General features: G+C 60.7%; 20 protein-coding genes, 1 tRNA gene and 1 pseudogene. 12 read left to right on the forward strand and 10 right to left on the reverse strand.

Annotation, left to right across the window (positions count from 1 at the left end; genetic code table 11):
* Nucleotides 1-7: 7 nt before the first annotated feature.
* Genes AC3RCP_RS19610 through AC3RCP_RS19620 form a run of 3 tightly spaced genes read right to left on the reverse strand, consistent with a single transcriptional unit; the run spans nt 8 to nt 2,613 of the window.
* Nucleotides 8-565 (reverse strand): DUF924 family protein, encoded by a 558-nt coding sequence (locus AC3RCP_RS19610; RefSeq protein ID WP_085534361.1) that lies wholly within the window; start codon nt 563-565, stop codon nt 8-10.
* Nucleotides 562-2,316 carry a monovalent cation:proton antiporter-2 (CPA2) family protein gene (locus AC3RCP_RS19615; RefSeq protein ID WP_101338359.1) on the reverse strand — a complete coding sequence of 585 codons (1,755 nt, stop codon included), beginning with the start codon at nt 2,314-2,316 and terminating at the stop codon, nt 562-564. Before AC3RCP_RS19615 ends, AC3RCP_RS19610 begins: the two co-directional genes overlap by 4 nt.
* 27 nt (nt 2,317-2,343) lie before the next feature.
* Complete coding sequence (locus tag AC3RCP_RS19620) at nt 2,344-2,613, reverse strand: hypothetical protein (RefSeq protein ID WP_009044401.1); 270 nt, start codon at nt 2,611-2,613, stop codon at nt 2,344-2,346.
* Between the two features lie 729 nt (nt 2,614-3,342).
* On the opposite strand from AC3RCP_RS19620, the gene AC3RCP_RS19625 reads away from it, so the two are divergent.
* From AC3RCP_RS19625 to AC3RCP_RS19645, 5 genes and pseudogenes are all read left to right on the forward strand, one after another.
* Nucleotides 3,343-4,002: a YdcF family protein gene (locus tag AC3RCP_RS19625; protein ID WP_492571039.1), complete on the forward strand. Its 660-nt coding sequence runs from the start codon at nt 3,343-3,345 to the stop codon at nt 4,000-4,002.
* Nucleotides 4,003-4,937: 935 nt separating this feature from the next.
* Nucleotides 4,938-5,396, forward strand: coding sequence for a (2Fe-2S)-binding protein (locus AC3RCP_RS19630; protein WP_009044404.1), 459 nt, complete (start codon nt 4,938-4,940; stop codon nt 5,394-5,396).
* On the forward strand, nt 5,393-7,594 hold the full coding sequence (locus AC3RCP_RS19635; RefSeq protein ID WP_492571038.1) for a xanthine dehydrogenase family protein molybdopterin-binding subunit: 2,202 nt from the start codon (nt 5,393-5,395) through the stop codon (nt 7,592-7,594). The genes AC3RCP_RS19630 and AC3RCP_RS19635 overlap by 4 nt, the downstream gene beginning before the upstream one ends.
* Nucleotides 7,595-7,605: 11 nt before the next feature.
* Nucleotides 7,606-8,175 carry a hypothetical protein gene (locus AC3RCP_RS19640; RefSeq protein ID WP_009044406.1) on the forward strand — a complete coding sequence of 190 codons (570 nt, stop codon included), beginning with the start codon at nt 7,606-7,608 and terminating at the stop codon, nt 8,173-8,175.
* A 248-nt stretch (nt 8,176-8,423) separates the two neighbouring features.
* Nucleotides 8,424-8,621 (forward strand): annotated as a pseudogene (locus tag AC3RCP_RS19645) (IS3 family transposase); the annotation flags it as partial.
* Nucleotides 8,622-8,762: 141 nt separating this feature from the next.
* Here the strand turns inward: AC3RCP_RS19645 and AC3RCP_RS19650 are convergent.
* From AC3RCP_RS19650 to AC3RCP_RS19670, 5 genes are all read right to left on the reverse strand, one after another.
* A tRNA-Gly gene (locus tag AC3RCP_RS19650) sits at nt 8,763-8,838 on the reverse strand.
* 63 nt (nt 8,839-8,901) lie between these two features.
* Nucleotides 8,902-9,462, reverse strand: coding sequence for a CDP-diacylglycerol--glycerol-3-phosphate 3-phosphatidyltransferase (gene pgsA / locus AC3RCP_RS19655; RefSeq protein ID WP_007924430.1), 561 nt, complete (start codon nt 9,460-9,462; stop codon nt 8,902-8,904).
* Nucleotides 9,463-9,814: 352 nt separating this feature from the next.
* The gene (gene uvrC / locus AC3RCP_RS19660; protein ID WP_009044408.1) at nt 9,815-11,638 is read right to left on the reverse strand and encodes an excinuclease ABC subunit UvrC; all 1,824 of its coding nucleotides are present in this window, start codon (nt 11,636-11,638) and stop codon (nt 9,815-9,817) included.
* A gap of 2 nt (nt 11,639-11,640) precedes the next feature.
* Nucleotides 11,641-12,282 carry a response regulator transcription factor GacA gene (gene gacA, locus AC3RCP_RS19665; RefSeq protein WP_009044409.1) on the reverse strand — a complete coding sequence of 214 codons (642 nt, stop codon included), beginning with the start codon at nt 12,280-12,282 and terminating at the stop codon, nt 11,641-11,643.
* A gap of 145 nt (nt 12,283-12,427) precedes the next feature.
* Entirely contained in the window at nt 12,428-12,793 is a 366-nt protein-coding gene (locus AC3RCP_RS19670) for a helix-turn-helix domain-containing protein (protein ID WP_009044410.1), read from the reverse strand.
* An 81-nt stretch (nt 12,794-12,874) separates the two neighbouring features.
* On the opposite strand from AC3RCP_RS19670, the gene AC3RCP_RS19675 reads away from it, so the two are divergent.
* Nucleotides 12,875-13,105: a DNA-binding protein gene (locus AC3RCP_RS19675; RefSeq protein ID WP_007924438.1), complete on the forward strand. Its 231-nt coding sequence runs from the start codon at nt 12,875-12,877 to the stop codon at nt 13,103-13,105.
* A 57-nt stretch (nt 13,106-13,162) separates the two neighbouring features.
* Here AC3RCP_RS19675 and AC3RCP_RS19680 read toward each other — a convergent pair whose 3' ends face one another.
* Both AC3RCP_RS19680 and AC3RCP_RS19685 read right to left on the reverse strand, forming a co-directional pair.
* Entirely contained in the window at nt 13,163-13,609 is a 447-nt protein-coding gene (locus AC3RCP_RS19680) for a GNAT family N-acetyltransferase (protein WP_492571037.1), read from the reverse strand.
* Nucleotides 13,606-14,364 (reverse strand): carbon-nitrogen hydrolase family protein, encoded by a 759-nt coding sequence (locus AC3RCP_RS19685; RefSeq protein ID WP_492571036.1) that lies wholly within the window; start codon nt 14,362-14,364, stop codon nt 13,606-13,608. The genes AC3RCP_RS19680 and AC3RCP_RS19685 overlap by 4 nt, the downstream gene beginning before the upstream one ends.
* A gap of 158 nt (nt 14,365-14,522) precedes the next feature.
* Between AC3RCP_RS19685 and AC3RCP_RS19690 the strand changes: the two genes are divergently transcribed.
* The 6 genes from AC3RCP_RS19690 to AC3RCP_RS19715 all read left to right on the forward strand — a co-directional run bounded on the left by AC3RCP_RS19690 (nt 14,523) and on the right by AC3RCP_RS19715 (nt 20,808).
* Nucleotides 14,523-14,657: a hypothetical protein gene (locus AC3RCP_RS19690; RefSeq protein WP_255313558.1), complete on the forward strand. Its 135-nt coding sequence runs from the start codon at nt 14,523-14,525 to the stop codon at nt 14,655-14,657.
* Nucleotides 14,658-15,005: 348 nt separating this feature from the next.
* Nucleotides 15,006-16,097, forward strand: coding sequence for a 3-deoxy-7-phosphoheptulonate synthase (locus AC3RCP_RS19695; RefSeq protein ID WP_492571035.1), 1,092 nt, complete (start codon nt 15,006-15,008; stop codon nt 16,095-16,097).
* A gap of 342 nt (nt 16,098-16,439) precedes the next feature.
* Nucleotides 16,440-16,721: a peptidylprolyl isomerase gene (locus AC3RCP_RS19700; RefSeq protein ID WP_007924449.1), complete on the forward strand. Its 282-nt coding sequence runs from the start codon at nt 16,440-16,442 to the stop codon at nt 16,719-16,721.
* Between the two features lie 135 nt (nt 16,722-16,856).
* On the forward strand, nt 16,857-18,725 hold the full coding sequence (locus tag AC3RCP_RS19705; RefSeq protein WP_492571034.1) for an extracellular solute-binding protein: 1,869 nt from the start codon (nt 16,857-16,859) through the stop codon (nt 18,723-18,725).
* Nucleotides 18,725-19,786: a microcin C ABC transporter permease YejB gene (locus AC3RCP_RS19710; protein WP_492571033.1), complete on the forward strand. Its 1,062-nt coding sequence runs from the start codon at nt 18,725-18,727 to the stop codon at nt 19,784-19,786. The genes AC3RCP_RS19705 and AC3RCP_RS19710 overlap by 1 nt, the downstream gene beginning before the upstream one ends.
* Entirely contained in the window at nt 19,786-20,808 is a 1,023-nt protein-coding gene (locus AC3RCP_RS19715; RefSeq protein ID WP_101338367.1) for an ABC transporter permease, read from the forward strand. Before AC3RCP_RS19710 ends, AC3RCP_RS19715 begins: the two co-directional genes overlap by 1 nt.
* Nucleotides 20,809-20,813: the final 5 nt, after the last annotated feature.

Below are 20,813 nucleotides of genomic sequence, written 5' to 3' on the forward strand. Positions count from 1 at the left end.
ATAATGCCTAACCGGCGAAGCCCCCCTCCTCCAGAAAACGCTTTTCCTCAGGCGTACTCTCGCGTCCGAGCAGCCGATTGCGATGGGGGAAACGAGCAAATCGGCGGATGACATCCCGATGCCCTTCGGCATGGGCGAGCCAGGGTTGCCCCAATCGAGTATTGAGCAGGACCGAAAAATCCTGGTCGACGAGGTCCTCGGAATGGGCAAAGGGCAGGCAGAAGAACAGCCTCAGGTCAGCATCGACCGCCTCCATATGCCCCGCTGCCTGCGCCAGGCGGGCGACATGTCTGGCCAGGGTGTCCGTTGCGTACATGTCCGCGGTGCCACGAAAGGCGTTGCGCGGAAACTGGTCGAGCAGGATCAGCAGCGCCAGCGCGCCCTCGGGGGTATCCAGCCAAGCGTCGCGTTCACCGCGAACCACCGACCGATGCAGGTCGAGAAAACGCTCGCGAAAGCGTCGGTCGAACGCTGGGTCCTTGGCGAACCACTGACTGGCGCCCGCCTCCCGCCAGAACCGGACAACGGCAGTTGCCTGCGTGTCGATGATAGAGGCCATGATCATCGGTCCTTGGCGACTGCATTGCCCAGGATCATGGACTTGCCGGCATAAATGCCACCCGCTACCTCCAGCGCCAGACGCTCGGCGTCCTTGCGGCGTAGATCGGCGGCAATCTCCTCGGCCCCATCGGGTGTCGCGCCCAGCACCTTCGATGCCTCTTGCCCAAAGGTCATGGCCGACTCGAAGGTGACGCGGATCTGGTAATCCACATCGGCGTTGATCAGTTCGATAGCGTGCTCCCGGTCGAGTGCGCGTGCCAGCACACGGGCATGGGGGAACCGGGTCTTGGCATACTCGACGATTCGCGTGGCGGCCTTGCGGTCGTCGACGCATACCAGGATGGCGCGGGCGTGGTGCGCCCCGGCGGCATGCAATATGTCGGGGTAGGTGCCGTCGCCGTAGTACACCTTGAAGCCGAAATCCTTGGCGTCGCGTATAACCTGAGGCTGGTTGTCGATGATGGAGATATCGGCGCCCATCGCCAGCACATGCTGACTCACGATCTGCCCAAAACGGCCAAAGCCGATGATCAGCACGCTGCCGGCCAGATTCTCCGGCGCCTGCGTGCCTTCCAGGGAGGCTCCGTGCTTGGGTCCCCAACGCCGGTAGACGATGACCACCAACGGCGTCAGTGCCATGGAGAGCACGACCACGGCAGTCATGTTGGCGTTGACCTGCGGGGCTATCACCCCACTGGCCAAGGCGGCGCCAAAGAGCACAAAGGCGAACTCACCGCCCTGGGCCATCAGCACGGCCCGGTCCATGGCATCGGCGTGGGAACTCCTCGTCAGCCGCGCCAGGCTGTAGATACACAGTGACTTGACGGCCATCATCGCCAGCACACCGGCGACGATGAGCGGCCAATTGTGTGCGACCACCGTCAAGTCCAGCGACATCCCGACGCCCAGGAAGAACAGCCCCAACAGCAAACCACGGAAGGGTTCGATATCCGCCTCGAGCTGGTGACGGAAAGTCGACTCCGACAACAGCACCCCGGCGAGGAAGGCCCCCATGGCCATGGACAGACCGCCCAGTTGCATCAACAGTGCTGCGCCCAGCACCACCAGCAATGCGGCCGCGGTCATCACCTCGCGCGCCCTGGAGTTGGCCAGGATGTAAAACAACGGGTTGAGCAGCCAGGTCCCCACGGCGACCAGCGCCGCGAGTGAACCTGCCGCGATGCCGATACTGGCCCAGCGCGAGTCGGCAACCGGCGCAGAAGGATCGAGAGGGGCGATAAACGCCACCAGCGCCAACAGCGGTACGATCAACAGGTCTTCGAAAAGCAGTATCGCCACGATTTTCTGCCCGCGTGCTGCGGCAATGTCGCCACGCTCGCCCAACAACTGCATGACGATGGCGGTGGACGTGAGCACAAAGCCCATCGCGCTGACGAAAGACACCGCCAGCGGAAAACCGAACGCCAACCCTACCCCGGTCAGCAACACACCGCAGGTCAGTGTCTGCAGACTGCCCAGGCCGAAGATGTCGCGCCGCATGCTCCACAGATGAGAGGGGCGCATTTCCAGCCCGATGACAAAGAGAAACATCACCACCCCTAGCTCGGCGGTGTGCAAGATGGTCTGCGGGTCGTTGAACAGGCCCAGCCCGAAGGGGCCGATCACCAGCCCCGCCGCCAGATAGCCCAGTACGGAGCCCAGGCCCAGGCGTTTGAACAGAGGCACTGCCACCACCGCCGCCCCCAGTAAGGTCACGACCTTGACCAGATCACCCGCGCTGCCCTCTACCGACATAAATGAATCTCCCGTATCCAAGGCATGTCAGGCACGGGCGAACTGCCAGAGAGCAATGCCCGCGGCCAGGGTAGGCATGGCGAAGACCAGCAACAGGATAGGCAACTCTTGGCGCACGCTATAACCCGCGTAGGTGACACCCACCCACATATTGATGCCTGCCATCAGCAGCCAGAAAGGGACAAAGGCCTTGGCCGCCAGTGCCATGCCCAGGCTGTCCCCGCCCCAAAGCCAGCCGAACAGAATAAACACCAACAGAAGGAGCAGACCTCCCGCCATGACCATCAGTACATGCATGTCCAACCTCCTGGTTCGCGCAACGTCAGGCTGGGCAAAACGCCCTGCCCCGACAAGCCTCGCGCAATAAGCAAAAAACGCTGTTGCGCCTAGCGGGCACAGGCGAAAATACCGATGTTGAGAAGGCACAAACCGCCCATGCATCGGGTGCGCTACCCTGCATGGGCAATCGAAAGGGAGCCGCGGCGCTTCGCGTAGAATCGCCCCCCTGCAAGACTGTGCCCTACCGCAGGAACCGCGACGACAGCCCACAGGCGTACAGCTCTGTTGCAGTCAAGCGAAACCCTCTGGTTCAGGTCGCGTGCAAGCAGACCACCCAAGACCCTGGCCTCACTACCGGCGAGAAATACAATTGCTCCAGTGACAGAATGGCGACCATGGGAAATATCCGCCCTGCCTGCTGGATAGCGTTGAAGTCTAGGTAAGAGGGACTGACAGATAAACTCGCCCAATCTGGATAGACAATCCCAAAATTCCGCCCAGTTCAAACTGCCTTTTTCATAAAAGACAACAACTTGATGTCAGCCATCATGTCATCGGGCATTTTTCTGTTTGGCTATCGGCCACCGTGCCCGCCACTGCGCACAGTAATCAGCGGTGACATGCTGTACTCGCCGATCCAGACTCCATTTTGGCAATGGCGGACGCTTTCGGGATGACAACCAAGCGACACCCTTCCTCGTATGATCCGCATTCTCGAATTCGACCCTCCTTGCACAAGGTGATCTGATGACGAACGAAGAGCTGCAGGCGATCGGTGACTACGTAATGCCGGAGATACCGGCCACCCGTTCCGATCTGGCGTTGATCTTTGGCACGCGGCACGGCGTTGAAGAGTTCTGTGCGGAGATCGCTACCCTGTGGCGCGCTCAGATGTTTCTGCGGGCTATCGTCTCGGGCGGCCAAACTGGAGAATTCTCCACCATCGAGGCGCGCGTCATCGCGAGCCGGCTGATGGAACTCGGCATTCCGGAGACCGCCCTCCTCATAGAGCCCACAGCCACGAACACCGGCGAGAACGTTCGCTTTGCGCGTGCGCTGGCGCAATCGCAACTTGCTCCCGAAGAGCGGCGTAGCGTCCTTGTCGTCGGCAAGGTTTGCTCGGCGCGGCGATACCTGATGACGCTGCGGCGCCACTGGCCCGAACCCTCGATAAGTGCGCGGTGGATCAATTATTTCTGCGTCGACAAATCCAGTTGGCATCAAGACCCTGAGTTCTACGCGCGAGTGCTGGGTGAGTATCGAAAGATTCCTGGCTACATCGACAGCGGACTCCTGCGGGAGCTTGAAGAGCTTGGGCCGTATCCAGCAATTCCTGGTTCAAGCCTGGATCGCATCGATCCAGCGAAATCGAATCCGCCGACAACAGAGCCGGGTTCCGTCATCTGACAGAAATACTTGTCGACATCTTGGCATCACCAACTGGCGTGCAGGCAGCACGACGTCCTGAAAAGACGCAGTCCGCGGCGGAAAACACCCTCGCAACTTCCTGCAAGATAGGAAGGTCAAGTTGGTATGTGACGATAGGGCCGTGCCAGTGATGGACCTCTTGCACGCCTGGATGATCGCCCAGAGCCAGCTCGTACACGGCGACTCGGTTATTAGCAAAGCGCTGGATTACAGTCTCAAATGCTACGAACTTATTACAATCGTTTAACCCATTACCCTTCATCTCGATTCAACGGGCAAGTGATATTACCAAGTCGCTACCCTCATAGATGGGAGCCGGTTTAAGTGTGCGGGACCGGATATTCGGAGGCATACTTCCATTGTTCAGAAATCAAGGATTGTCTATCCATAAATGACTAGCTTATTTTTAAATTCGAACGTTTTAAAGTAAGTGATATCTCCTGCCTCCAGGAGCAGGCCATGTAGCAGGCCACTCGATCAAGAGTGAAATCGTTTTCATCGACGGGGGAACAGAAAACAGGTGGATTGATTCCTCGCGACTTGGCACAACAGGGAAGCACACTAGTGATTTACTGCAACAACGCATCGAGTAAAAGCGATCCAGGTACGACTATTTGTTGGGATCAAAGCCTTGGATGCCGAAGTGGTATCCCAGGCAAAACCTGCTCTATCGTCACCTCATGCTTTGGCGCTTTGTAGGCACGTCTATTGTCTTACAGTTACCTGGTCATCACCCGTTGATTCCGAGTTGCAGGCACATGCTTGGCTTTAATACCACCACGTTACCCGCTCGAGTAACCAGGCCGTAGGGTGCCTACTTCTACTATATCCACGCCACTCTTGCCACCGGCATCATCGCTACAGCCGTAGGTGAGATTGCTCCATATTTTTCCGTCCAATAAAGAGGGAATATCATGGCTAAGATTAAAGTTAATGGAGATTGGCGAGAAGTTGACGCCTCGAATGGTCGTCCTCTTTTATGGGCATTACGTGAAGACTTGCAACTCACGGGAACCAAGTTTGGTTGCGGTGCGGCGCTGTGCGGTGCCTGCACCGTGCTTCTCGATGGCATACCCGTTAGATCCTGCGTGACGCCTGCCGAAGTTGTGACAGGCAGGTCCATCACCACCATCGAGGCGATGGGGAGTTCTAATATTGGCAAGCGTGTGCAGAAGGCATGGACGGACCTCAATGTCCCCCAATGCGGTTACTGTCAATCGGGTCAAGTAATGGCCGCGGTGGCATTACTTACACAAATACCGAAGCCCACCGACACTGATATTGATCAGGCCATGTCAGGCAACATCTGTCGATGTGGGATGTACCCGCGTATTCGGGCAGCCATTCACCAGATTGCGGAGAGCCTGGCATGAAACGCATTCTGGATACCTTTGGAACGAAGCACTCTGCCTCAGTCACAGGCCTTAGTCGGCGACATTTTCTTCAATTAAGCGCAATTGCCGGTGGCGGGATCATGGTGGGTTTTCATTTACCCGAAGTGATGGCAGGTACCCCTGTACAGATGCCCCATAAAACCGTGCAGCCTAATGCTTTTGTACGTATCACTGCTGACAACTGGATCACGGTAATTGTGGGTCATACCGAAATGGGGCAAGGCGTCACAACCATAATCCCAATGCTGGTTGCCGAGGAAATGGACGCTGATTGGCAACGTGTGCGTTGGGAGCAGGCACCCACGGCACCCGCCTATCAGAACCCTCTAATGCATCAGCAACTTACGGGTGGCAGCCTGACGACAATCGCCCAATACGAGCCTCAGCGTAAAGCCGGTGCCGCTGTCCGCGAAGTGATGCTAGCTGCCGCCGCAAAGCGCTGGCACGTCGATGTGTCATCACTGCGTACCGACACCGGCCGCGTGATCCACGACGCGAGCGATCGTAGCGCCACTTACGGTGAGCTAACAGTCGATGCCGTGGGTATTGAGCCGCCAGAAAATCCAAAGCTCAGGGACCCGAAGAACTTCAAGATCATCGGCAAACCACTCCGCCGTATCGACGCCATGACCAAGGTCGACGGTTCGGGCAAGTTTGGCATGGATGCCTATGTACCTGGCATGCTCATCGCGGTGCTCGCGCGCGCGCCGCTTTTCGGTGGCAAAATCTCACACGTCGACGCAACAGTGGCCAAGGCTATGCCCAATGTCGTTGGTGTCTATGAAACGCCGCAGGGGGTCGCTGTGGTGGCCAAGGATTTCTGGTCGGCAAAGCGAGCTCGTGATGCCCTCGTTCTGATGTATAGCGATGTGAATGGCGAGCGCGTTTCGACGGATGAACAGCGCATTATGTATCGTCATCTGATGTCACTTGAAGGAACGGTGGCACGTAGCACTGGCGATATAGAATTGGCACAACGGAGCGCCGCGAAAACATTCACCGCCGACTACTGGTTTCCTTACCTCACTCACGCGCCGATGGAGCCACTCAATGCCACCATCGATTATCGCGGAGGAAACACTGCTGAAGTATGGATGAGCACGCAATGGCCCGAAGGTGACCAACATGCGGCGGCCTCGGTACTTGGGCTGAAACCGGAGCAGGTAAAACTCAATACCCTGTTGACCGGCGGTGGATTTGGTCGACGCTCTTCGCTCGGTTTCGACGTCATCATCGCGGCCGCGCACATCGCCAAGGCAGTTCGTCGGCCGGTCAAGATGATCTGGACACGCGATCAAGATATCCAGGGCGGTTATTATCGTCCCAGTGCCTACCATCGGCTCAGTGCGACTCTTGACTCTCAGGGCACTATTACCTCTTGGACCAACCGTATCGCCGTGCAGTCGATCGGTACGGGCACAGTGATGGAACGCTTCATTGTCAAAAACGGCATTGACTCGCTCTCGGTTGAAGGAGCTGAAGATATTCCTTACGCCATCCCGAATCTGCGAGTCGACTTGCACACGCCACGCTTCCAGGTTCCCGTATTGTGGATGCGCTCAGTGGGGCACTCGCATACAGCCTTCGCCGTTGAGCACTTTCTTGAAGAGATTGCGCATGGGATAGGCAAGGATCCTTACCAAATGCGTCGTGAACTGCTGCAAGAAAAGCCGCGTCACCTTGCCACACTCGATGCAGTGGCCAAGTTGGCCAATTGGTCGACGCAACCGAAAGCAGGCGTATTCCGAGGCATTGTGGTGCACGAGTCATACGGCAGTTTTGTAGGGACCGTGGTCGAGGCTAGCGTCGCGACTGATCAAACGCTTACCGTGCATAAGGTGTACTCCGTCATTGACTGCGGCGTGGCGGTTAATCCCGACCTGGTCAAGGCGCAGATGGAGTCGAGCATTGCTTTTGGTCTCTCGTCAGCGCTGTACGGCGAAATTACCCTGAACAAAGGCGAGGTACAGCAGGGCAACTACGATGACTATCCAGTCGTCCGCATGAGTCAGATGCCGCAGATCGAAACGATGGTAGTAGAAAGCGCCGAGTCTCCCGGTGGCGCAGGGGAGCCTGGCGTTGCTGGCGTGGCTCCAGCGCTGGCCAACGCAATCCTATGGGCGACCGGGCAGCCAGTACGGTCGCTACCGCTACGCCATTCCTTTCGTGTTGTCTAAGGTAACCTGACATGTACATCACAAGAGCGACGATTCTGCGGCTGTCTGCCGCGCTGAGTATTATGTCATTCGACGCACAGGCTCAGGAGCCCAACGCTTATCAATTGTTCGATCCAGTCGTGAGCGTCTTACAAAGCCCCCGCTGTATGAACTGCCATCAGAGTGCACGGCCGACCCAAAAAGATTCGATGATTGCTCATATCCAGAATGTAGTGCGTGGCACGGCAGGTCTGGGAGCACCCACGATGCAATGTATTGCCTGCCATCAAGAGAAGAACACCGCCGACGGCAAGGTGCCAGGTGCTCGCGGGTGGCATATGCCACCGTTGCCTATGGTCTGGGAGGGGCTGACCAGTGCGCAGATATGCCATCAAATGCAGGACCCCAAACGCAATGGCAATCGTAAAACACCCGAAGAAGTCATCGAACATATGAGAACCGATCCGCTGGTGCTATGGGCTTGGGATCCCGGTGCTGGTCGATCCACGCCAAGCATCACACACGATCAGTTTATCGAGCGATTGGAGCTCTGGGCCAAGGCTGGGATGCCATGCCCGGACGAGCAAGCAGCGGCACGCTGAGCGTGACAATCAACACATGACGCTGCTGCTGGTTAACGTCATTGGCCTATCGACGTCTGCGACTCAAGGCATGCTGCGCTGGAGAGCTAACCTCGCCGCTGAACGCGTCGAATAGGACCGCAAGGCAGCAACGGGTCAAGGCCGGGGTATTGGCATCAGCCCTTTGGCAGCTTTGCGCCTAGGCGGTTGAGGTCTCCATCGAGCATCGCGAGATCCATACCCGCCGCGTGGTCTGTGTGATTGACTGCGGCACTCCGTTAACCAAAAGAGCGACGGCCGAATGCTTGGATATCCCGAACATTTTGAGTCGGGAGTTCGATGTGCCGGCACCCAACCAGGTGTGGTGCGGGGACATCACTTACATCTGGGCCCAGGATAAATGGCACTATCTGGCGGTTGTGCTGGATCCGCAGGACCTACTGTTTCACTCGGATCAGGGGGCAAAGCGCCGGATTAATGTACTAAAAAATGTACTAAAAAATCGTGGCTGCTAATACTTTCGAGAAAAACTTACTGGAACGAAAAAAGAGGCCGAAGCCTCTTTTTCAGTTTCTGCAGACTTCAATAGAGGCCTGTAGAACAATAATTGGAGCGGGAAACGAGACTCGAACTCGCGACCCCGACCTTGGCAAGGTCGTGCTCTACCAACTGAGCTATTCCCGCGTCTTGGTGGTGTGCATTCTATAGAAATTCGAAACTGCGTCAACCCCTTGATTCAAAAAAGTTTTATTTCTTTTCCACATCAGTCTTCAGATGCGGCCAGGCGGCGCGCAGGTACTGCAGCATGGACCACAGGGTCAGCCCTCCCGCGATCAGCAACAGGGCATAACCCAGCAGCACCCAGAAGGTGAAGGCCGGCGGGTTGGCCAGCAGGATCACCAGCGCCAGCATCTGCGCGGCGGTTTTCCATTTGCCCATGTTGGATACCGCCACTTGCGCGCGTGCACCCAGTTCGGCCATCCACTCGCGGAGGGCGGAAACGACGATTTCACGTCCGATGATCACCGCCGCCGGCAGGGTCAGCCACAGGTTGCCGTGCTCTTGCACCAGCAGTACCAGGGCCACCGCCACCATCAACTTGTCGGCCACCGGATCGAGGAAGGCCCCGAACGGTGTGCTTTGCTCCAGACGCCGCGCCAGGTAACCATCGAGCCAGTCGGTGGCCGCGGCGAACGCGAAGACGGAACTGGCGGCCATGTAGCTCCAGGAGTAAGGCAGGTAAAACAGCAAAATGAAGATCGGGATGAGCAGAACGCGTAGAACGGTGATCAGATTAGGGATATTCATCGGCACAACTGGCTACGAGGTGAGTTGGCAATCTACTCGAAAAAGACAGCAGATGAGCTAGGCACGGCCATTCTACGGGCTTCTCGCACAGCGTGTCTAACACTGTTCCAAGACTTTGAGCGCCTGGAAAGAGCAACTTCAGGAGGCCTGAACGAGCGCGACAAGAATCAGGCATGGGTACTCCGCATGCCAGGTACTCAAACCCGCACAGGCTCCATCCACGTTCAGAAGCGTCCTAAAACCTTGCCCATCGCCACTTGCCACTTGCCAGGTTCGCAAAGCTCGACAAAGAGACTCGCGGATCAACTAATGCAAGGACGACAAATGACCCTTTCCGCCCCTGAACTCTCCCCTACTCACTATGCAAGTTCGCATAAATCAGTTCAGCGAGCTTTTTACTGATCCCCGGCGCCTTGGCGATCTCCTCGATGCTGGCGCGAGACAGTTCCTGCAATCCGCCAAAGTGTTTCAGCAGGTCGCGGCGGCGCTTGGGGCCGACGCCGGCCACGCCTTCGAGGGTCGAGGTGCGGCGGGTCTTGCCGCGGCGCGCGCGGTGGCCAGTGATGGCAAAACGGTGAGCCTCGTCGCGGATCTGCTGGATCAGGTGCAGCGCCGGTGAGTCCCCCTTGAGGGTGAACTCATGGGCCGCATCGTTGAGGTAGAGGGTTTCGAAGCCGGCCTTGCGCGTCGCGCCCTTGGCCACCCCCAGCAGGATCAGGTCGGGCACTGCCAGTTCGTTGAGCACGTCGCGGGCCATGGACAGCTGGCCCTTGCCGCCGTCCACCAACAGGATGTCCGGCAGTTTGCCCTCGCCGTCCTTGAGTTTGCTGAAGCGTCGGGTCAGGGCCTGGTGCATCGCCGCATAGTCGTCGCCGGCGGTGACGCCTTCGATGTTGTAGCGCCGGTAATCGGACTTCAGTGGACCTTCCGGGCCAAATACCACGCAGGACGCCACGGTCGCCTCGCCGCTGGAGTGACTGATGTCGTAACACTCCAGGCGTTGCGGCGGCTCGTCCAGGTTCAGCACTTCGGCCAGGGCTTCGAAACGTGCGGCCACATGCTGCCGATTGGCCAGCCGCGCGCTCAGGGCCTGCTCGGCGTTGGTCACCGCCAGTTGCTGCCAGCGCGCCCGCGTGCCGCGCACCCGGTGGCTGATGCTCAGCTCACGGCCGCGCAAGGCTTGGATCGCGGTGATCAGGGTCGGGAAATCTTCATGGACCACGTTGACGATCAACTCGCTGGGCAGGTCGCGCTCCGGGCTGCTGAGAAAGTACTGGCCAAGGAATGCCGACATGACCTCGGCCACCTCTTCCTCGATACCCACCTGGGGAAAGAAGTTCTTGCTGCCCAGAACCCGACCGCCACGCACGCTGATCAGGTGCACGCAGGCGCCGCCCGGGTTGACGAACGCCGCCACCACATCGACGTCGCCGCTGCCGCCTTCCATGCTCTGCTGGTCCTGCACCCGCCGCAGCAGGGAAATCTGGTCGCGCAGCTCGGCGGCCTTCTCGAAGTCCAGGGTGCTGGCCGCCTGCTCCATGCCCGCCGACAGTTCATCGGTCAGGGCATTGCTGCGGCCTTCGAGGAACATCACCGAGTGGCGCACATCCTCGGCGTACACCTCGGCCTCCACCAGGCCGACACACGGTGCCTTGCAGCGCTTGATCTGATATTGCAGGCACGGCCGGGTGCGGTTCTTGTAGTAGCTGTCCTCGCACTGGCGGACCATGAAGGTCTTTTGCAGCAGGCTCAGGCTCTCGCGAATCGCCCCGGCGCTGGGGTACGGGCCGAAGTACTTGCCCTTCTGCTTCTTCGCCCCGCGATGGATGCTGAAACGCGGAAACTCGCCGTCCGACAGAAACACATAGGGATAGGACTTATCGTCGCGCAACAGGATGTTGTACGGCGGCCGCCACTCCTTGATCAGCGTCTGCTCCAGCAGCAGGGCTTCGGTTTCGTTGGCGGTGATGGTGGTTTCGATCTGTGCGATGCGCCCCACCAGGGCAGCAGTCTTCGGCGCCAGGCCGGTCTTGCGAAAGTAGCTGGCCAGGCGGCTCTTCAGGTTCTTGGCTTTACCGACGTAAAGCAGACGTGCATCGCCGTCGAACATGCGATACACGCCAGGACGGCCACTGCAGGTGGAAAGAAAAGCACTGGGATCAAACGGGTCGGTCATTGTCAGGCGCTGGCATCGACCATGCCGTGGCGAACCGCCAGCAACGTCAGTTCGACATCACTGCTGATCGAGAGCTTCTCGAAGATACGGTAACGGTAGGTATTCACGGTTTTCGGAGACAGGCACAGCTTGTCGGAGATGATCTGCACTTTCTGGCAGCCGACAATCATCAGCGCAATCTGGATCTCGCGCTCCGACAAGGCGTCGAACGGTGAATCACTGGACGGCTGGAATGACTTGAACACCAATTGCTGGGCAATTTGCGGGCTGATGTAACGCTGGCCGGCAAACACCAGGCGGATGGCCTGCACCATTTCGTTGAGACCCGCGCCCTTGGTCAGGTAACCCGCCGCGCCGGCTTGCAGCAAGCGAGTCGGGAACGGATCTTCTTCACACACGGTGACGGCCACGACTTTGATATCCGGGTGACTGCGCAATAACTTGCGCGTGGCTTCAAGACCGCCGATCCCGGGCATCTTGACGTCCATGAGGACCACATCGGGTTTCAATTCCCGGGCCTTGATCAGGGATTCCTCCCCTGATTCGGCCTGACCGACCACTTGCAGGCCATCGATGTCAGCCAGCATTCGTGTAATACCTGTACGAACGAGATCATGGTCATCGACTACTAGCACCCTAATCAAGCAGACACCTCGCGATTTGGTCTTATAGGTTGCCGGACACCTTAGCAAAAAAGCAGCGTGCTGACCTAATGACAAACACCATATAAAAAGCACTTGTTCACCAGGGGTATCCGGTGGATGGTTGATGCGCTGCGAACGCCCTGCCCTAAGGCTCTCGGGCGTCCGCCTTTCTTTTCATGAGGCTGGAAACCGAAAGCTCGGCAAGGGTATGGGTCAGGTGCCGGATCGCGTCCTGATCTTCCTTGTACAAAGCCCGATAACTGACGAGGATTTTCTCTTCGCTCTGGCTGAGGTTATCGGCCCTGGTCGGGGTCCGCCTGCCAGTCACTATATAAAGGACATCGACCCCTTTTGCCGCCACCCGGGACAAGTAATCCGCCTTGGGCACACGGTCTCCATTTTCATATCTGCCTTGGGCATTGGCTTCCACGCCGCCAACTTCACCAAATTTTTTCTGCGACAACCCCAGGCGTTCCCTTTCCTGTCTTAACCGCGAACCGATTCCACTCATTTGGATGTATGATCCTTTTTTATGCACCCCTAGGGGTGTTACACCCTTCAAGCATTGAACAAATTTGAACGGTTTTGAACTATGCCCGGTATCCGCACTGCCGCACAAGCCAAGGCCTGGCTTGAACATCAAGGTAAATCGGTTCAACAGTTCGCCCGTGAACACGGGGTCGACCCAGCCACCACCTACCAGGTATTGGCCGGCCGCAAGAAAGGACGACGCGGAGAGGCGCACAAGGTGGCCGTATTGCTGGGTATGAAAGACGGCATCATCCTGGCCGAGCCGGAGGATCCCGATCAGGCGCCCGCCTGATCCTCGACTGTCGCCACACTGCTCGGGACAACCGCCGTCCCACACAAAAACCAGCGGCTACGCATCCGCGGCGCTGCTTCGCTCCATCCGTAGAAAGCACTCGTCTTCCCCGACCACCTTCAGCCCCATGCGCCCATAGAGCGCCTGCGCCGGGTTGTCCTTGAACACCGTCAGCCGCAGCAGCCCGCGCCGTTCGCCGCGCGCCATCGCCCGCACCTGTTCGATGGTCCAGGCCCCGGCACCCTGCCCGCGAAACGCTTCGAGCACATGCAACTCGCGAATATACAAGGCCCTGGAATCGCGACTCAGGCTGATGAACCCCAGCACCTCGGCGCCCTGGCAGATCAGCAGGTTCTCCCGCCCGGCCCAGGCCACATCGAAGGCTTCGTCCAGCCACAACAGGTCGTGACGGATGTAATAGCCCAGCATGGTGCTGCGGGTCAGGTCGCGGGCGAACAGCAGATCCTCCGAGGTGCTGGCCGGACGCAGTTGGAAACCGTTCAAGGCGCTTCGACCGTCACTTGTTGACCACTCCAGCGACCGGCGTCGCGCCGGGCGATCAGCAACTCGTCGCCACAGCCTGCGGCGGCCACGATCAACCCGCCATCCGGCCCCCAGATCGCGCTGCGGCCCGCCGACACCCAGCCCCCGGTCGGTCCGCCGTGGTTGGCCATCAGCACCAGCATTGCGTGCTCCACCGCGTACCCCTGCAACAAGGCACTGTCCGCGGCGTAGCCGTTTTCGCTGATCAGCACGCCGGCGGCATAGATGCCGGCGCCGGACTGCGCCGCCGCACGTGCATGGCTGGCCTGGGAGAAATCGGCGCACACCGCCAGGGCCACCCGGTCCTCGGCGAACCTCAGGTTCGCGCCACCCGTGCCTGGGCTGAACACCAACTCCTCGCCGGCATGCAGATGCTGCTTGCTATAGACCGCCAACGAACCATCGGCCGCCAGCACCAGGGCGCCGATCAACAACGGCCCCTCGGCCGACAGGCGAATGGGCATGCCCACCACCGCCGTCACCCCCAGCTCCCGGGCCAGGTCGCGCAACGGTTGCAACGACGGGCTCTGGGGCAACACCGCCAGCTCGGCCGCCAACGTGGGCTCGTAGCCGGTCAGGGACAGCTCGGGAAACACCAACAATTGCACGCCCTGCTTTGCCGCGGCGCGGATAAAGGCCTGGTGCCGGGCGATATTGCCCGGCAGGTCTCCGGCAACGGAAATCGATTGGGCGGCGGCAAGGGTCAGGGAGGTCATGATTCGTCCTGAATGAGCACAAATGAGGGCGTGGCGAGTGTGTCATAAAACTTCAAAACGCTTCACTCATAGGCACTTACTGGCCAGGTAATAGGAATTTCTGATTGAACCGCCACCCCGGCCTCTAGTAAGCTCGGCCCACTTCACGGAGAAACAGCATGTCGTCCCTCACCCTTTCCATGCATCGTCACACTGCCAGCGCCTCGCGCGTCGGTGCGGCTGCCTGGGTGAAAAACGCCTGCGCGACCGTGAGCTTTTATTTTGGGTATTGGTTTAGCCACTGGCGCGCCTGATACCCAAACGGCGCCCACTTGAACGGGTCGCCTACCAGAGAAAATCTCACCCCCGGTCGGCCTCCCGACCGGGGGTTTTGTTTTTCTGGGCCAACGATTTTTAACCACGACTTTCAGCAACACACCGAACTTACCGAGGATTGAAACCATGAACTACGCCACCTATTACCGTTACGACACTTGCACCACCTGGCGATTTAGCAGCCTCCGTTCGGGACAGCCTGCCGCCTCCGATCGGTCACCTACTGGTGGCAAACACACCTGCACAGCCAATCCGGCCAATTGTCGAACACCCCAGTAGGGCCGCGCGCGGGACACTACCCGCCGCCTGCCCAGGAAGCCTTGAACATGAACTCGTCCGTCTCCGCTCTGCCACTGTCCACCCGCAACTGCGCCAACGAAACCCTGAGCCAGCGCCTGCCCAGCTCGCTGGAGCTCAAGCAGCAACTGCCGCTCAGCCCGGCCCTCGGCCAGCAAGTCGCCGCCCATCGCCAGGCGGTGCGCGCCATCCTCAACGGTGAAGACTCCCGTTTGCTGGTCGTCGTCGGCCCCTGCTCGATCCACGATCCCCAGTCCGCCCTGGAATACGCCAGCAACCTGGCCAGCCTGGCCGCCGAAGTCAGCGACGACCTGCTGCTGGTGATGCGCGCCTACGTCGAAAAACCGCGCACCACCGTCGGCTGGAAAGGCCTGGCCTACGACCCACGCCTGGATGGCAGCGACGACATGGCCGGCGGCCTGACCCTGTCCCGCGAACTGATGCGCGAAATCCTCCGCCTGGGCCTGCCGATCGCCACCGAGCTGCTGCAACCCATGGCCGCCGGCTACTTCGACGACCTGCTGAGCTGGGTCGCCATCGGCGCGCGCACCACCGAATCGCAGATCCACCGGGAAATGGCCAGCGGCCTGGGCATGCCCGTGGGCTTCAAAAACGGCACCGACGGCGGCGTCGGCATCGCCTGCGACGCCATGCGCTCGGCGGCGCACCCGCACCGCCATTTCGGCGTCGACAGTCAGGGCCATCCGGCGGTGATCCAGACCCCGGGCAACCCCGACACTCACCTGGTGCTGCGTGGCGGCCATCGCGGCCCGAACTACGATCGCCAGAGCATGGCCCAGGTCCAGCACGACCTGCAGAAACTGAAGATCCCGGCGCGGATCATGGTCGATTGCAGCCATGCCAACAGCGGCAAGGACCCGTTGCGCCAACCGGCGGTATTCGACGAGGTCCTGGAGCAACGCCTGCAGGGCGATTCGTCCCTGGTCGGGGTGATGTTGGAGAGCCATCTGTTCGAGGGTTGCCAGCCCCTGAGCCCGACGCTGCGCTACGGGGTTTCGGTGACGGACGGTTGCCTGGGCTGGAACGCCACCGAGCAACTGCTGCGCAATGCCGCCCGGCAACTGCGCAACGCCCGGCAAGCCATTCCGGCTTCCGCCTGATCCCGCCCCCGTAGGAGCGAGGCTTGCCCGCGATGAACGATAACGAGGTGTAACTGACCTTTCGCATCGCCTATATCGCGGGCAAGAGCTGGGCCTGTAGCCGCTGCCGCAGGCTGCGATCGGGGCGCAGCCCCGTAAACCTGAGGATGCGGCATGCCTGGGCTGCGCGCTCGTCCGGCCAGACGACCGCCGGGCGGTCGATCGCAGCCTCGCCAGGGCTCGGCAGCGGCTACAGGTGGAGCTGCCGACCATCCCTTGCTGCAATGCTTTGACGGAACTTTGACGAGAATTAGGCTACACAATCCGGTAGGCTCACCACTTTCTTGAAAGGAGCAACTCCCCATGGCCAAAGCCACTGCCCGTCACATCCTCGTTGCCAGCGAAGCCAAGTGCAACGAACTGAAAGCCGAGATCGAAGCCGGCGCCGACTTCGCCGAAGTCGCCAAGAAGAACTCCACCTGCCCATCCAGCCGTGACGGCGGCAACCTCGGCTCGTTCGGCCCGGGCCAGATGGTCAAGGAATTCGACACCGTGGTGTTCAGCGCCCCGGTCAACGTCGTGCAAGGCCCGGTGAAAACCCAGTTCGGTTATCACCTGCTGGAAGTGACCAGCCGCCAGGACTGATCCTGTCGCGATTTGCGTGAACGACGGCCCGCCCTTTGGTGGGCCGTTGTGTTTGGGCTACGGCCCGCGCTGGTCAGCAGCGCGCCGGTAGCGTACAAATCGTGATCATCGATCACCCGGCTCTTAAGGCTGACAATGCGATTGCTTTTCCCCTCCCTGATCTTCACCACCCTGGCCCTGCTGCTGGGCACCGCGAGTGCCGACGCCGCACCGCAACACGCCTTGACCGTCTATGGCGAACCGGCCAAGTACCCCGCCGGCTTCAGCCACTTCGCCTACACCAACCCACAGGCGCCCAAGGGCGGGAGCATGCGCCGCTCGGCCATCGAGATCGGCCGCTTCGACCACGTGCTGCCCTACATCGACAAAGGCATCGGCGTCTCGCAACTCGACGGCTACATCTATTCCCCCCTGGCCCAGCGCTCGCTGGACGAGCCCTACACCGTGTACGGCCTGGTGGCACAAAAGATGGAGCGCGCCGACGACGGCCTGTGGCTGCGTTTCTACCTCAACCCCAAGGCGCGCTTCGCCGACGGCCAGCCGATCACCGCCGAAGACGTGCGCTATACCTACAACCTGCTGATGACCCAGGGCAGCCTGCGTTATCGCACCCAGTTCGCCGACGTGAAGGACGTCGAAGTCGAGTCGCCGCGGGTGATCCGCTTCGACTTCAAGAGCAACGAAAACCGCACCCTGCCCCTGGATATCGCGACCCTGCCGGTACTGCCCGAGCACTGGTGGAAGAGTCGCGACTTCGCTGGCGGCGGTGGTTACGAAGCGCCCCTGGGCAGCGGCCCGTACAAGGTGAGCAAGGTCGATAACGGCAACAGCATCACCTTCACCCGCGATGCCGACTGGTGGGGCAAGGACCTGCCGGTCAGCCGCGGCCTGTACAACTTCGACCGCTTCAGCATCGAGTACTTCGGCGACACCGACGTCGCCCGCCAGGTGCTGCGCGGCGGCGCCTACGATTACAACCGCGAGTTCTCCGCCACCGGCTTCTCCATCGGTTACGACAGCCCGGCCCTGAGCGACGGCCGCCTGCAAAAGGCCCACCTGGCCAAGGAGGCGCCACAACCGGCCCAGGGCTTCGTGTTCAACCTGCAAAAACCGATGTTCCAGGATCGCCGCGTGCGCCAGGCCCTGGCCATGCTCTGGGACTTCGAGTGGAGCAACCGGCAGATGATGCGCGACCTGTACATCCGCCAGCAGAGCTTCTTCTCCAACAGCGCCCTGGCCGCGCGGGCGCTACCGGATGCCGAAGAACTGAAGATCCTCGAACCGCTGCGCGGGCAGGTTCCCGACGAAGTCTTCACCCAGGTCTTCGAGGCGCCGAAAACCGACGGCAGCGGCCTGATCCGCGATAAACAGCTGCAAGCCCTGGCCCTGCTCGAAGCGGCCGGCTGGAAACCCGACGGCGACCAGCTGGTCAACGCCGACGGCGAGCCGCTGCGCTTCACCTTCCTCAACAGCCAGAACGGCATCGAGCGCCTGCTGCTGCCCTACAAGCGCAACCTGGCGCAGATCGGCATCACCCTGGAAATCCGCCGCATCGACGCCTCGCAGTACGTCAACCGGCTGATGGCCCGCGACTACGACATGATCGTCACCGGCTACCCTGTGACCACCTCGCCGGGGCTGGAGCTGTACAACTACTTCGGCTCGGCGGCGGCCAACGACCCCGGCTCCAGCAACCTGATGGTGCTGAAGAACCCGGCGGTGGACAGCCTGATCAGCGGCCTGGTCAAGGCCACCAGCCAGCCACAGATGCTGAGTTACGCCCACGCCCTGGACCGGGTGCTGCAATGGAATTACTACTGGATCCCCAACTACTACCCGCCGGGCACCTCCACCGTGTGGTGGAACCGCTTCGGCATGCCGGCCATTCCCGCCAGCAATGACGAAGCCATCGAAAGCTGGTGGGAAATGAGCCGCACGCCCCTGACCAACGAGCAAATGGCGGCCGAGCGCGTCCAGCGCGGCAAGCCCGGAGGACCGCACTGATGCTGGCGTATATCCTGCGGCGCCTGCTGCTGATCATCCCGACCCTGCTGATCATCCTGCTGGTCAACTTCGCCATCGTCCAGGCCGCCCCCGGCGGCCCGGTGGAACAGGCCATCGCCCGCCTGCAAGGCATAGGCAGTGGCGGCAACCTCGGCGGTTCGAGCGACGGCATCAGCGGCAACTCGCGGGCCAGCCGTGGCCTCGACCCGCAGCTGATCAAGGACATCGAGAAACAGTACGGATTCGACAAGCCGGCCCACGAGCGCCTGTGGCTGATGCTCAAGAGCTACGCGCAGCTGGACTTCGGCAAGAGCTTCTTCCGCGGCGCCACGGTCACCGAGCTGATCCTGCAGAAAATGCCGGTGACCCTTTCTCTCGGGCTCTGGGCGACGCTGATCACCTACCTGGTGTCGATCCCCCTGGGGATCCGCAAGGCGGTGCACCACGGCAGCCATTTCGATATCTGGAGCAGCACCGCGATCATCATCGGCTACGCCATGCCAGCCTTCCTGTTCGCCATGTTCCTGATCGTGATGTTCGCCGGCGGCACCTCGCTGAACTGGTTCCCGGTGCGCGGGCTGGTCTCGGAGAACTTCGAGCAACTGAGCACCCTGGGCAAGATCGCCGACTACTTCTGGCACCTGGTGCTGCCGGTGACCTCCCTGGTGATCGGCGGTTTCGCCACCCTGACCATCCTCACCAAGAACTCGTTCCTCAACGAGATCACCCGCCAGTACGTGGTCACCGCCCGGGCCAAGGGCCTGAGCGAGCGCCGGGTGCTCTACGGCCATGTGTTCCGCAACGCCATGCTGCTGGTGGTCTCGGGCATTCCCCAGGCCTTTATCAGCGTGTTCTTCGCCGGCTCCTTGCTGATCGAGGTGATCTTCTCCCTCGACGGCCTCGGCCGCATGAGCTACGAGGCCGCGGTGTCGCGGGACTATCCGGTGGTGTTCGGCTCGCTGTTCATCTTCACCCTGTTCGGCCTGCTGATAAAACTCATCGGCGACCTCTGCTACACCCTGGTCGACCCGCGTATCGACTTCGCCGCGAGGAACGCCTGATGCTCAAGCTCTCCCCGCTGGCGCGCCGGCGCTTCGACCGCTTCAAGAAAAACCGCCGTGGCTGGTGGTCTCTGTGGCTGTTTATCGGCCTGTTCATCCTTACCCTCGGCGGTGAGCTGATCGCCAACGACAAACCGCTGGTGGTCAGCTACCAGGGCTCGCTGTATTTCCCGGTGCTCAAGCGCTACACCGAGCAGGAGTTCGGCGGGCAGCTGCCGTTCCAGGCCGACTACCGCAGCGACTACGTGCAGCAGCTGATCCGCCAAGACGGTGGCTGGCTGCTGTTCCCGCCGATCCCGTTCAGCGAAGACACGCCCAACTACGACCTCAGCCGCCCGGCCCCAAGCCCGCCGACCGCGGTCAACTGGCTGGGCACCGACGACCAGGCCCGTGACGTGCTGGCCCGGGTGATCTACGGCGCCCGGGTGTCAATCCTGTTCGCCCTGGCCCTGACCTTTATCAGCGCCCTGATCGGCATCGCCGCCGGCGCCCTGCAGGGCTATTACGGCGGCTGGGTCGACCTGCTGGGCCAGCGCCTGCTGGAAGTCTGGTCGGGGCTGCCGGTGCTGTACCTGCTGATCATCCTTTCCGGTTTCGTCGAGCCGAACTTCTGGTGGCTGCTGGGGATCATGGCGCTGTTCTCCTGGCTGGCCCTGGTGGACGTGGTGCGCGCCGAGTTCCTGCGCGGGCGCAACCTGGAATACGTCAAGGCCGCCCGGGCCCTGGGCCTCAACGACCGCAAGGTGATCGTGCGGCACATCCTGCCCAACGCGATGAACGCCACCCTGAGCTACCTGCCGTTCATTCTCACCGGAGCGATTTCCACCCTCACCGCCCTGGACTTCCTCGGCTTCGGCATGCCCGCCGGCAGCGCCTCCCTGGGCGAGCTGATTGGCCAGGGCAAGCAGAACCTGCAAGCGCCCTGGCTGGGCCTGACGGCGTTTTTCACCCTGGCGCTGATCCTCTCGCTGCTGGTGTTTATCGGTGAGGCGCTGCGCGATGCCTTCGATCCACGCTCCTGAATCAA

The organism is Pseudomonas sp. GW822-FHT05A08 (genome assembly GCF_058800485.1).